This is a genomic window from Altererythrobacter sp. B11 (genome assembly GCF_003569745.1).
Classification (GTDB): Bacteria; Pseudomonadota; Alphaproteobacteria; order Sphingomonadales; family Sphingomonadaceae; genus Croceibacterium_C.
The window spans coordinates 3,158,340-3,173,234 of record NZ_AP018498.1; the positions used below are offsets into that span (position 1 = coordinate 3,158,340).

Annotated in this window: 1 protein-coding gene; it reads right to left on the bottom strand. The window is 64.6% G+C overall.

What is annotated here, in order from left to right:
• Positions 1-6: 6 nt before the first annotated feature.
• Complete coding sequence (locus AEB_RS15015) at positions 7-14,832, bottom strand: FG-GAP repeat protein (RefSeq protein ID WP_119083859.1); 14,826 nt, start codon at positions 14,830-14,832, stop codon at positions 7-9.
• Between the last annotated feature and the right edge of the window lie 63 nt (positions 14,833-14,895).

The following is a 14,895-nucleotide window of genomic DNA, read 5'->3' on the forward strand; positions in this document are numbered from 1 at the left end:
GCGACCTCAGGCCGGGACAACAGTGGTCGTGATCGCGTTGTCGACCAGCAACTGCACCGGAGCGCCGTTGTAGTTGTACACGCTGTAGCTCACCCCGGCCTCGACCACGTCGGTGCCGCTGTCCACCCACAGTGCGCTTCCGACCAGCTGCAACGAGTCTCCGGCATCGCCGTCGATCATCAACTGCTGCTTGCCGGTCACGCCGGTGAGGGATTGGAACGCGTTGAACGCGCTTTCATCCGTATCATGCAGATTGAGCACATCGGTCAGGTTCATTTTCAGCGTGTTATTGGCCGAACCTGTGATGTCGATCCTCTCGATGCCCTTGATCACGGCGTCGCGCATGGTGGTGAGATTGAGCGTGATGATGTCCGTGCCTTCAAGCGCCAGCGTGTCGATGCCCTGGCCGCCCTGAACACTGGAGCCGGACTGGCCGAGCTTCACGACATTGTCGGCATTGAGCACGATCCGGTCGTTGCCGCTGCCGCCATAGAGCACATCGATGCCGCCCTTGCCGGAGAGCACGTCATTGCCCTGACCGCCGACCAGCGAGTCATTGATAGAAGTTCCAGTGAGCGTATCAGCGCCACTCGTCCCCATCTGGCTGACCTTACTGGTCGAGAACACGCCGGAGGTTGAACCGTAGACGACGAAGGCCGCACCATTGTCAGTTGAGCCACCCACGTCCGCATTGCTGTTGCCGATGATCAGGTCGACCAGACCGTCCCCGTTGAGATCGGCGCCCGACACGGAGCCGAAGGAGGTCGTCCCTGACTGGTTTCCTTCGATCACGAAGCCCTGCGTGTTGCCGGCCACGCTCAGTGCGGACAGGTCCACCGGGCTGCCGTCGGTCTTGCCGAAGACGACATAGACCTTGCCGGCGTCGGTCCCGAGGCTGGTATCCGCCTGCCACGAACCGATCGCGAGATCGGCGAGACCATCGCCATTCAGGTCGCCGATAACCGACATCGCGTTGTGGAAATCGTTCACGCTGGAGCCGTTGATTACGAACCCGAGCGTATTTCCGGAGGCCGTGACCGCGCTGAGATTGATGCTCGCCCCGCTCGTCTTACCGTAAATGACATAGGTTCTGCCGGCATCGACCCCGCTTGCCGAGTCCGCCAAGCGAGCGGTGACGACCATGTCCGACAGACCATCGCCATTGATGTCGCCGCTACCGGCAATTGCCCATCCGGCGTTGTCGTTTGCGCTCGAACCGCTGATCGCGAAGCCGAGCGTGTTGGTTGCCACGGTCAGGGAGGTGAGATTGAGCGCGGCACCGCTCGTGCCGGTCCGCCCGAACACCACATACGCGGCACCTGGATTGCCGTTGCCATTGAGATCGACGAAGGGCGATCCAACCATGAAGTCGGCCAGGCCGTCCCCATTAACATCGCCCAACGCAGTGGTCTTGTAGCCGAGATTATCGTTGGCGAGCGTGCCATCAATCACAAAGCCGAGAGTATTGGTCGCGACCGTGAGCGCCGTGAGATTGATGCTGCTGTTATTAGACCGGCCATACACAATGTAGGCCCTTCCTTGACTGCTCGCGCCCGCCGTGGCTGCACCCACCAGCAGATCGGCATAGCCATCGCCATTGATGTCGCCGGCGGCGGAAACCGAGTAGCCGGCGCCTTCACCCGCAGTCCCGCCGAGCAACTGGAAGCCCGCGGTTACAGCAGTGGACAGGCTCGCCACGGTGACAGTGCTGCCGCTGGTCTTGCCATAGACGATATAGGCCGCGCCGGCGGACGTGCTTCCGTTATCCACGCCCCTGGCCCCGACGATCAGATCGCCAAGACCATCGCCATTGACGTCCCCGGCGGCCGTTGCAACGCCGAGATAATCGCTTGCTGACGACGCCAGAATGGCGAAGCCGGCGGTCCCGTTGGCGGCCGTATAGACGCTGTCCGTCACGCTGCCGTAAATGTTCGTGGGTCCGCCGAAGACGACATAGGATTTCGAGGCGGTGGAGTTGCTATCGCTCACCCCCACGATGAAGTCGCCATAGTCGTCGCCGTTGATATCGCCGGCAGCGCTGACGGCGCCGCCGAGATACTCGGAGCCGCTGGAACCGGCGATCATATAGCCCAGCGAATTGCTGGCCTGCATGATCGCACTTGCCTGGATCACGGGTGTCACCGTGAAGCTGTTGGCGCTCGGCGAGGAAAGGTTGCCCAACGCATCGACCGCATAGGCCTTGTACGTTCCGCTGGCCAACCCGAGCAGGCTCAGGTTGGTGTTGGTATTGGCAGCCGTGATAGCGACCGAGTTCCAGTATTTGCTGTCCGCGCCGGTAATGTCGGCCAGAGTGCTCACCGTGGGGATAGCCGCGGTGTTCACCAGGTACAGCGTTCCCACTTCCGTCGAGCGCACGATGGCGGCATCCGTGCCGGTTCCGCTGATGCTTCCGTCCGCGAAGGCGGGCGCAGGAGCGGCATTATCCTGCACCGACACGGTGACTTCGTTGTTCACCAGCAGCTGCACCGCAGATCCTGCGTAATTGTAGATGCTGTAGCTGCGCGTGCCGTCCTGAACGTCCACACCGCTATCGAGCCAGCTGCCGACGAGCTGCAGGGCATCCCCGCTGTTGCCATCGACCATCATCTGCTGCTTGCCGACCTTGCCGGTGAGCGCCTCGAACTCGTTGAAGGCGCTCTCCTCCGGATCGTGCAAGTTGAGCACGTCCGTCAGGTTCAGTTTCAGCGTGTTGTTGCCCGATCCTGTGAGGTCGATCTTCTCGACCCCCTTCACGAAAGCGTCGCGCAGGGTGGTGAGATCGAGTGTGATGCCCGATCCGTCGAGCGCCAGCGTATCGGTGCCGAGACCGCCCTGGATGCTCGCACCGGACTGGCCAAGCTTGGCGACATTGTCCGCGTTGAGGATGATACGGTCATTGCCGGCACCGCCGTAAATCACGTCGGCGCCGCCATTGCCCCGGAGCACGTCATTGCCGCCTGCGCCCACCAGCGAGTCATTGCCGCTCGTGCCGTTCAGCGTGTCTGCACCGGCGGTCCCCATCTGGCTGACCTTGGTGGTCGAGAACACGCCCGAGGTCGAACCGTAAATGACGTACATCGCGCCACCATCGGTATAGCCGTAGTCCTGATAGGGGGCGCCGATCATCAGGTCGACCAGACCATCGCCGTTCAGGTCGCCCGCTGACACGGACGTACCAAGATTGGAGTAGTTCTGGCCCGATCCATGGATGGCGAAGCCCTGAGTGTTGCCTGCCACCGAGAGCGCGGAAAGCTCGACCGCCGTATTGTCGGTCTTGCCGAACACGACATAGGCCTTGCCCGTATCTGTATAGCCATTCGCGTCCGCAGCGTTGGCGCCCAGCAGCAGGTCGGCCAGCCCGTCCCCGTTCACGTCCCCGATCACCGATATGCTTGTGGCATAATCATTCGCAACGGAGCCGTTGATGACGAAGCCCTGCGTGTTGGTGCCACCGGACAGGGCACTCACATTGACGCCAGCACCGTCCGTCTTGCCGAACACGATATAGAACTTACCCGCGTTCCCTTGGGAAGTGTCCGCATAGATCCCGGCCAAGGCCAGGTCGGAAAGGCCATCGCCGTTGATGTCACCGGAACCGGCGACACTCCATCCGGTGTTGTCACCATTGCTCGACCCGCTGATGACGAAGCCGCGGGTATTGGTCGCGGCGGTAAGCGCCGAAACATTCAGGGGTGCGCCGCTGATGCCGGTTTGGCCGAATACCACATAGGAAGTACCGGAGTTGCCGTTGGGAGCATCTGCGTAGCGTGCAGTAACGATAAAGTCGCTGAGACCATCGCCGTTCACGTCACCCGCATTGCTGACCGCTGACCCCAATTGGTCGCTGGTGCTGGACCCCTCGATCATGAAGCCGAGGGTGTTGCTGGCCGCCGTGAGCGCAGACATGTCGATGGAACTGTTGTTCGACCGCCCATACACGACATAGACCCGGCCTGCGTCTGCTGCCGTCCCGACGTCCTGATAGAGTGCGCCGACTAGGAAATCCGCATATCCGTCGCCGTTGATGTCTCCCGCGACCGACACCGAGAAGCCTGCCTGACTATCCGTATTGCTGCCCAGCAACACAAAACCGTTCGAGTTCGATGCGCCGACACCAGGAAGGTTGCCCAACGCCACGATCGCCCCGCCGGTCTTGCCATAAACGATGTAGGCCGCACCGGCGAGGCTATTACCGTTGTCCCGACCATAGGCGCCGATCAGAAGATCGTTGAGACCGTCGCCATTGACGTCGCCCGCGCTGGAGACGGAATAGCCCGAATATTCATACCACTGGTAGCCTGTGACCGCGAAGCCATTCGTGTTATTGTTCGCGGTTACCAGGTTATCGTAGTAGCCCCCATTCAGGTTGGTAGGCCCACCGAAGATGACATAGGTCCGAGGATAGTTCGTGTCGTTTGCCACGCTACCGAACATGAAGTCACCATAGCCGTCGCCATTGACGTCGCCAACGAAGTCGACCGATTGGCCGATGTATTCCGCTGACACCGAGCCATACAGGACAAAACCCACCGAACTCGACACCTGCTGAAGGGAAGTCGCCTCGACCACCGCATTCACAGTGTAGCTGGCAGAACTGACGGCGGAGATATTCCCGGCCGCGTCGACCGAATAGGCCTGATATGTGCCGCTGGCGAGACCAAGCAGATTAATCGTCGTCCAGCTGTTCACAGAAGTGATATTTACAGAGTTCCAGTACTTTCCGTCGACGTTCGTAATGTCCTCGATCTTCGTCACTGTCGGAATGACCGAGGTATTGACAACGTAAACCGTGCCCAGCTCGGACGATTGCACACTGGTCGTGTTAGTGTTCGCCCCGTTCCCGCCGCTCAGCAAAACGTTGGGATTCACGGTGTCGAGCGAGAAGGCGGCGCTCGCACTCGTGGCAGAGACGTTGCCCACGGGGTCCGTCGCCACCGCCGTCACGGTGACATTGCCGTTGCCCAGCGTGGTGAGTTGGGAGGCATCCAGCGTGATTGCCTGCGCAGAACCGGTGCCCGTCACCGTGCGTGTCACGGTGCCGAGCGTGCCGGTGAAGGTCACCGCCACAACCGAGCCAGCCTCGGCCGTCACCGTGGCGGCACCCGTGCTGGCCAGCGCCTCGGCCGTCGACGCACCGCCTGCGAATCCTGCCGGCAGGCCGATGACCGGCGCGGTCGGTGCGACCGTGTCGAGCAGGAAGGTGAGCGGATCGGCCGTGGTCACGTTGCCTGCGGCGTCCGTGACCTGAGCAGAGACGAGCACATTGCCATTGCCCAGGGTCGCGAGTTCTGCCGCAGTCAGCACGATCGGCTTGGCTGTTCCGTCAGCCGCCACCGTCTTCGTCACCGAACCGCTGTTCCCGATAAACACCGCCTGGATGGTGCCACCGTTTTCGCCAACCACGGTGACGACGCCGCCTGCGGCTGTCGCTTCCGCAGAGGATGCGCCATCGGCGACGCCCGCCCCGAGTGCGATGACCGGTACAGGCGGAGCCACCCGATCGAGGGTGAACTGACGGGTCGCCGAAGCAACGGAGGCGTTGCCCGCGGTATCCCGAGCCACTGCCGAGAAGGTGATGGCACCGTCAGCAAAGGCGGCCACGTCGGTGGCGGTCAGGACAACATCCTGCGCCGCCCCTGTGCCCACCAGCGTCTTGGTGATTTCCACCGAACCCTGGACGAACGTCACCGTGACGGTCGCACCCAGTTCGGCCGTTACCGTCGCCACCGTGCCGGTGGCCAGTTCCGCGTTCTTGGCCGCGGTTCCGGACAGCGACAGCGAGGGGCCGTTCGGCGCAATGGTATCGATGGTGAACGTGTTGGTTGCAGCCGTCGACTGGTTGCCGACTGCGTCCGTGACGAAGCTGGACACCGTGACCGCACCATTGCCGAGCTTCACCACGTCGTTCGCCGTGAGCGACACATTCTGGGTGAGGCCGTTGCCGGTGAATGTCTTGGTGACAGTGTTGGCCCCGGCAGTGAACTGCACCGTGACCAGAGCGCCGGCTTCTGCCGTTACTTTGACCACGCCCGTGCTCGCCAAAGCCTCGGTGGCGGTAACGCCGCCAGCGACACCGTCCGAGAGGGTCATGGTCGGCGTGGCCGGCGGCGAGCGATCCAGCACGAAGCTGCTCGCGCTTTCGGCGGATTCGTTGCCCGCCGGATCCTTCGCCTGCGCCGTCACCGCGATCGTGCCGTCACCCAGCGCCTGCAAATCCGCATTGGTAAGCGTCACGGCCTGGGCCGAGCCGGTCGCCGTGAGCGACTTCACGATGCTGTTGGAGCCGTTGGAGAACACCACCGAAATGGCGGAGCCCGCCTCGCCGGTCACGCTGATCACGCCGCTCGCCGCAGTGGCTTCCGCAGCCGAAGCAATGTCGGCGACGCCCGTGCCGAGTGTGATGGTCGGCGCGTTCGGCGCCGCACGATCGAGCGTGAACTGCACACCCGAGGCGATGGAGGAGGCGTTGCCCGCGGGGTCGGTTGCGACCGCCGAGATGGCGACGGCGCCGTCGCCCAGGGCGACCACCTCCGCAGGCGTAAGGGCCACGTTCTGCGCTGAACCCGTACCGGTGAGCGTCTTCACGATCTGGGTGCTGCCACGCGTGAAGGTGACCTTCACAGACGCACCAGCCTCAGCCGCCACCGACACCACACCCGAGGACACCGCTGCGCTGGCGGCCGATTTGGTCGGATCTCCCAGCAGGGACAGCGTTGGCGAAGTGGGCGCGGCACTATCCAGCGTGAAGCTGGTGGTCACAGGCACCGAAGCGTTGCCGACAGCGTCCTTCGTCACGGCAGAGACAGAAATCGACCCGTTGCCCAGAATGGCGAGGTCGGAAGCCGACAAGGTCACGGCATCGGACCCGCCGGTGGCGATCACCGACTTTTCCACCTTCGCGGTGCCATTGGTGAAGGTCACCGTCACCGTTGCGCCGGCTTCTGCCGTCACGAGCACGGCGCCGGTCGCCGCTCTGGCTTCCGCCAGCGTCGCGCCGTCTGACAAGCCCACCCCGAGCGCGAGCGTGGGGGAGACCGGAGCGGTGCTGTCCAGCGTGAAGCTGGCGGAACTTGCGGGAGAGTTGTTTCCGGCCGCGTCCCTGGCGCTGGCGCTTACCGAAATGGTGCCGTCGCCCAGCGTCGCCAGATTGGCGGCGGAAAGGACCACGGCCTGCGCGGCGCCGGTGCCGGTCAGCGTCTTCGTAACGCTCTTGCTGCCATTGGTGAAGGTCACCGTCACGGTTGCGCCCGCTTCGGCCTGGACCGTTACGACGCCCGTGGCCGCAGTTGCCTCCGCAGCCGACGCGATATCGGCCACGCCCGCGCCGAGGACGAGCGCTGGTGCCGTCGGGGCCACATCGTCGATGGTGAAGCTCGTCGTGGCGGCCGTGGACAGATTGCCGACGGTGTCCTGCACCCGCACCGACACATTGACGGTGCCGTTGCCCAGCGCCGCCGCATCGGCTGCCGAGAGCAGCACCGTTTGCGCCACGCCCGTACCGACCAGCGTTTTGGTGATCGTGCCGGTGTTGCTGGTGAACGTCACCGTCGCGGTTGCGCCGGATTCCGTGGTCACTTTCAACACACCACCGGCGCTTGTCGCCTGGGCCGTCGTCTTTGCCGGGGCCCCCACCAGTGTGAGGATGGACGGATTGGGCGGCGTCATGTCGAGCAGGAAGCTCTGGCTCGCCTCGGTGGATTCATTGCCCACCGTGTCGGTAGCGACTGCGGATACAGAAATGGTCCCGCTACCGAGCGCCGTCAGGTCCGCCTGGGTTAGCGTGACAGCCTGGGGCAGCCCCGTTGCGACGACGCCCTTCACCACGCTGTTGGAGCCGTTCACGAAGGTGACGGTGATGAGCGATCCGGCATCTGCCGTCACGATCGCCACGCCACTTTCCGCCAGCGCTTCCGCTGTGGAGGCACCGTCGGCAATGCCCGTGCCGAGGCTCAGAGCCGGAGAGTTCGGCGCCACACGGTCGAGCGTGAACTGCACCGAACCGCTGTTGGCCGAGGTGTTGCCGGCGGTGTCGCGGGCAGTGGCCGTCACATAGATCGACCCATCGCCCAGCGTCGTGAGATCGGCGTTGCTGAGGGTGACGATCTGCTGGGCGCCCGTGCCGATCATCGTCTTGGTGACCGTCTTGACTCCGTTTGTGAAGGTGACCGTCACAGCCGAGCCGAGCTCTGCCGACACAGTCACGGCACCAGCCGCGCTGCTTGCCGCTGCACCAGACTTCTCGGTGGAGCCGACCACAGCCAGCACCGGGCTGCTGGGCGGAGCCATGTCGAGCGTGAAGGTGCGGGTGGTCGCCAGCGAGCTGTTGCCGACCGCATCCTGCGCCGTGGCGGAGACCGACACCGTTCCGTTGCCGAGCAGCGCGAGATTGGCTGCGGTGAGCGTCACCGCCTGCGCCACCCCGGTGCCCGTCAGGGTCTTGGTGACCACATTGGTGCCATTGGTGAACGTCACCGTCACGGCAGCGCCGTTTTCGGCGGTCACCGTAACGGCGCCGGTGGCGGCCTTCGCTTCGGCCAGGGTCGCCCCATCGGCAACCCCGGCGCCCAGCGCAAGCACGGGAGCCGTGGGCGGCGACCGGTCAAGCGTGAAGGTCGCAGGTGTAGCGCCTGCAGAGATGTTGCCGGCCACGTCCTTCGCGATTGCACTCACCGCGATGGTGCCATCGCCCAGCGCCGCCAGATCGCCGGCGGTGAGTACGACGGCCTGCGGTGCGCCAGTGCCCGCCACGGTCTTCGTGATGGTGGTGCCGCTGCGCGTGAAGGTGACCGTAACCGTAGAACCGGCTTCGGCCGTGACTGTCACCACGCCGCTGCTGGCGGTGGCTTCCGCCGCCGAGGCGATATCTGCCACACCGGCACCGAGTGCCAGCACAGGCGCCGCCGGCGGGGTGTTGTCGATGGTGAAGCTGGCGCTGCCGGTCTGCGAAATGTTGCCGACGGCGTCAACGGCGGTCACTGTCATTGCGATGGTGCCGCTGCCGAGCGAGGCAACGTCGGCGGCCGACAGCGAGACGGTCTGGGCAGCGCCCGTGCCGGTGAGGGTCTTCGTTACGCTGTTGACGCCGTTGGTGAAGGTGACGGTGACGGCGGAATTCAGCTCCGAGGTCACTTGCGCCACCCCGCCCGTCGAGGCCTGGGCACTAGTCTTGGCTGAAGCGCCGATGAGGGAGACCAGCGGCGCAGCCGGGGCCACAGTATCGAGCGTGAAGGTCTGCGTTGCCGCAGTCGACACGTTGCCCGCCGGATCACGGGTGACTGCGCTGATTGCGATCGAGCCACTGCCGAGCGTCGCCAGATCGTTGTCGGTGAGGACGACGGCCTGCGCCGCGCCCGTGCCGACAACCTCCTTCACCACCTCGCGTGTCCCGTTCTTGAAGGTGACGCTGGCGGTGAGCCCGGCGCCGGCCGTGACCAAAGCCACGCCGCCCTGCGACGTTGCCTCCGCGGCGGATGCGCCGTCGGCAATGCCGCTGCCAAGCGCAAGAGTGGGTGCATTCGGTGCGGTGCGGTCCAGCACGAATTCGACCGGCGCACCAACGGGAGAGCTGTTGCCAGCCGCATCCGTGGCGGCGGCCGTCACGGACACCGGTCCGTCGCCAAGGGCCGCAAGGTCCGCAGCCGACAGCGTGACGGCCTGCGAAGCGCCCGTGGCAGTCAGTCCCTTGGACACGGTACCGAGCGCGCCGGCAAAGGTGACCGTGATAGCCGAACCACCTTCCGCACGCACGGTGACCACGCCGGCCGTTGCTAGGGCTTCTGCCTCCGTGGCACCGCCGGCCACGCCGGCTCCGAGTGTGAGGGACGGCGCGAGCGGAGCCTGCCGGTCGAGCGTGAAGCTAGACGTAGCCGGAGCCGACTGGTTGCCGCTTGCGTCGCTCGCCACGGCGGAGACGCTGACGACGCCGTCGCCGAGCGTTTGCAGGTCGAGCGCGTTGAGCACGAGGGTAGCCGGAGCGCCATCGCTCACCACCGTCCGCGTGATCGTGCCCACGGACCCGGTGAAGGTGACGACCACGACCGCGCCGGCCTCAGCCGACAGCGTCAGGAGGCCTGTGGCAGCAGTGGCTTCGTCGGCCGTGGCGCCGTTCGCCGTGTTGGCGGCCAGTGTGAGCAGCGGGGTCTCAGGCGCGGCGGCATCGAGGCTGAACGTCAGGCTCTGCAGCGACGACTGATTGCCTGCACCGTCGGTCACGAGCATCGCCACCTGAACCGGACCATCGCCTAGCAAGGTGATTTGTTCTTCGGTCAGGGTCACAGCCTGCGCCGTTCCGGTACCGATCAGATTTACGGTCACGGTCTGGCCGGAATAGCCGTTGAAGGTGACCTTGATCGACGCCCCGTTTTCGGCGGCCGCAAGCACCACGCCGTCTTCCGAAAGCGCATCGGTCGCCGACTTGGTGCCGCCGCCAACCAGGGTAAGGCCAGCAACGGGCACGGCAGTGTCCATGATGAAACTCGCCTGCGCCGGATCGGACTGGTTGCCCGCCGCGTCCGTGGCGATAGCGTTCACCTGGATCTGCCCGTCTCCCAGCCGTGCCATGTCGCCAGCCGTGAGGTGGATTGCCTGCGAAGCACCGTTGGCGGCGATCGCCTTGACCACCTCATTGCTGCCGCGGGTGAAGGTCAGCGTTACGATTGTGCCGGTGTCCGCCTTGACGAATACTACGCCGGCGGCGGCTTCGCTGGACGTGGCGCCACCATCTTCAACGCCGACGCCCAGGGTCAGGATCGGCGCCACAGGGGGAACCGCATCCAGGCTGAACTCAAGGGTGGACGGCGCAGACGCATTGCCTGCCTCGTCAAGCGCAAGGGCGGTCACGAGGATCGGACCGTCGCCCAGAAGCACAAGGTCAGCGGGCGAGAATGCGACAATGTCTTCGCCGCCACTCGCTTCCGCAATGGTCTTGACGATCGTGCCGCTTACGCCGGTGAAAACGAGCCGCAGGCCAAGGCCCGGCTCCGCCGTCACCGTGATCACCCCGTCGGTGGACAGGGCCTCTGTGAGCGACTTGGTCTGGCTGCCCACGATCTGGAGAATCGGCGCTTCGGGCGGTTCGGTGCGCAGCGTGAAGCTGCCGGTGCCCGCTTCAGAGACATTGCCGGCCACATCGCTTGCGACCGCAGAGAATGAAACCGCACCGTCGCCGAGTTCGGCGAGATCGGCCGCGGACAGAACGACGGCCTTGGCACTGCCAGTTCCGGTCAACGTCTTCTCAACGACCCCGTCCACACCGGTGAAGGTGACGACGACACTCGATCCTGCTTCCGCACTGACGCGAACGATACCACCGCTCGAGGTGCCCTCATCAAGCGAAGCTCCGTCGGACACCCCGGCGCCCAGCGTCACCACCGGCGCAGCAGGCGGGTTGGTGTCGACGCTGAAGCTCACCATTGAAGCTGCCGAGAACTTGCCGCTTGCGACGTTGAACTGGCGCACAGCGAGCAGCATCACGCCGTCGAATGAACCTGCCGCATCGGACCAGCTTTCGCCGCCATCAGCGCTGTACTGCAACGCGGCGCCATCTTCGAGGCCGCCCACCAGCAGGGCGCTGTCATACGTCAGCGCATCCGTGTTGGAGACGCCGGTATCGTTCTGCAGCGACAGGGTCAGCGAAGACAGTTCGATCGTGGGATCGAGTGTGAACTCCTCAAGCGTGGTTGGCGAAACGTTGCCCGCCACGTCGGTCTGCCGCACCAGAACGGAGTTGAAACCGGGATTGGCCGTGAAGCTCTTGGTCCAGGTCGCGCCGCCGTCGACGCTGAACTCGATCAAAGCGCCGGACTCCTGCCCGGTAATGCTGAGGATACCGGTGTATTCATTGCCTTCCACGGTCAGCACGCCGGGCAAGCCGGTGTCCAGATTGAATTGGGCCTGCGAGGCACCGGACACATTGCCCGCGCTGTCTTTGGCCGTGGCAGAGACCGCCACCGGCCCGCTGCCAACTACAGCGAGCTCAGCCTGAGTAAGGCTTACGGCAACGGGCGAACCCGTGCCTTCGAGCACTTTGGTCACTGCCCCGGCCGCGCCGCTGAACACCACCTTGACTGATGTCCCGGCCTCAGCCGTGACCGCAATGGCGCCATCGGCGGCAGTCGCTTCCTCGCCGGTCTTGTCTGCATCGCCCAGGAGGTCGAGCACCGGTTCGCCCGGCGCAACGGTGTCGAGCGTGAAGGCACTGCTCGCGGCCGTGGAGGCATTGCCCGCCGCGTCGGTGGCCACCGCCGAGACGGACACCACGCCATTACCGAGAATGGCAAGGTCATCTGCCGTCAGAACGACCGCCTGGTCAGCGCCGATGCCGGACACGGTCTTGACGACGCTGCCCTGCAGCGTCGCGAAGGTAACTGCAACGGAGGAGCCATGCGGGGCACTGACCTGCACCACGCCGCCCGAATAAAGAGCTTCAGCGGAGGTAACCCCGTTCTCGACCGCTGCCGTGAGGCTGATGACAGGAGCATCCGGTGCAGCGGTGTCGAGCGTGAACACGACCAGCACCGGCGGCGAAACGTCAGAGCCGTTCACCTGCCGAACATGAACCTGGTTGAGGCCTTCCACAGCCGTGAAGTCGCCGGTCCAGGTCTGGCCGCCATCCGTGCTGTACTCAACGACAGCGCCGTTGCTTACGCCAGAGATCTGCAGGGTGCCGTCGCTGGTCAGCCCGTCACCCGCCGAGGCACCGCTGTCCTGCGTGAGGGCGACCTCCAGTGCAGGAAGCGCCGCAACGACTTCGAAGGTCAGCTCCTGAGCCTGCGAGGCGTTGCCCGCGGCGTCCACCTCGCGCACCTGAACCGTGTTGGTTCCGGCCTTCGCGGCGAAGCTCTGGCTCCAGGTCTGGCCACCGTCCAGGCTATATTCGACAGTCGAGCCAGCTTCCTGGCCGGCAATTGAGATGATGCCGTTCTGCGCATCCGCAGTCGCCACCATGCCGCTCGGAGCGAGGGTGTCCAGGGTGACGGTTACCGGCGTGGCAGCCGAGACGTTTCCGGCAGCATCAGTCGCAGTGGCCGAGACGGAGATCTCTCCATCGCCGAGCGCGGCCAGATCTTCTGCCGTCAGCACCACGGGCTGCGCCGCACCGTCAGCGTTCAGCTGCTTGATGACATTGTTCACGCCGTTGGTGAAGGTGACGGTGATGGTCGTCCCCTCTTCGGCGGTCACGACGACGACGCCGCCGGCCGCGGTCGCTTCCGCCGCTGTGGCACCGGTGGCGACGCCGGCGCCGAAGGCCAGCACGGGCGCACCGGGGGTCTCGCCGTCGATCGTGAACGTCAGCTCCCGGGTTGCCGAGGTGTTACCGGCAGCATCGACGATGGTCACCGAGACGGTGATTTCCCCATCGCCAAGCTCGGCCAGATCAGCGGCACTCAAGGTAATACCCTGGGCCAACCCCGTGCCGGTTACCGAATGCACGACCACGCCATTGGCGCTGCGGAACTCGATCTGCACGGTCGCCTGGTCTTCAGCGATGACGGAGAAGACGCCGTCCTCGGAAAGCGCGGCCTCGATGCCTTTGACGTCCGGACCGGTCAGTTCGAGCACGGGGGCGTCGGGCGCGCCGGTATCGACGCGAATGTTGGGGGCCTGGATGGCGGGGAAGGTCATGACAACCGGGAGACCGGTTTCGCCCTTGAACTCATCCACGGTCGCCGTGCCGAGCGCCAGGCTGTCCGCCTTGAGCGCGATGCCATCGCCATCATAGAGATTGGCCGGCAGGTCAGCCGTGAACACGAGCTCACGCGCGCCCGTGGCGGTCGCGGCGGTGCCCGTGGCGGTCAGCAGTATTTCCTGCCCCCCCACGAGTGCCACTAGAGTGACGGTCTTGCCTTCGGCAAGAACGACAGGCTGGGAGAAGTTAACGGTCAGGCTGAGGTCGTCCCCCGCCTTGAACCAGCTCGGCGTGCTGCCCTGGGCGATGGACTGCACACCAACATTCAGGCCGGGGGTGACTGTGGTGGAATCATAGCCCGAGAGGTCTGCCAGCGCCACACCGGCGTCAATCCGCACGGCCGCGCCCGCAATCTGCGAGCGTACAGCGCCATCAGCGAAGACCAACTGGTCGTTGAGCGTGCCGCCACCGGCGGAGACGATCACGGTTTCGACATTGTCGCCAACCGTGCGCGTGAGCGTCATGCGCGTGCCGCTGACGGACTTGGTATAATCGCTCCAACGGCCACGGAAGTAGATAACGTCCGTACCGCCGCCCAGACCGGCCGCGTCAATCGTGGTGCCATCGGCGACGTAGACCACGTCGACCCCGGCGTTACCGAGAATCTGGAAGTTTACCCCGGGCTTCGAAAGCGCAATCGTCTCCCCCGTGGCATCGAAGGACACGACCTTCACGGAAGCGGACAGATCGGCGCCGGGCGCCGCAGGGCCGGTCGGCGCCTGCGAACTCTCACCGGCCGGAACAGGCAAGGCATCCCCGCGCGAGACATGGTTGTAGAGGGCATTGGTAGCCACGGTGCCATCTGCGAAAATCAGCGAGTCGGGCGAAGTCGCCGAATTGGCGCCGGCGAGGTTGACGGTCTCGACCTTCCCATCCACTGTGCGTGACAGCGTCAGCGTCGCGCCGGTCCGGCTGAAGCTGTAGTCGCTCAGCGAGCCTTCGAAGTAAATACGGTCGGCGCCGCCGCCAGTGCTCAGCGTATAGATCGCACCCGGGCGCACGAAGATGGCGTCGACGAAGGACGAACCGAGGAACTGGATTTCCTGCCCCTCAAGCGAGAGCGTGCCGTAGCTCAGCTCGAAGTCGATGAAGTTCGACTCATCACCTTCGGTGTTCAGAATGATATACTTCGACGAAATCGCCATGGTCGTGTTCCTAATCAAGATGCCCGAAGCAATATGTTAAATGCCTTTGTCTCAATAATTTCA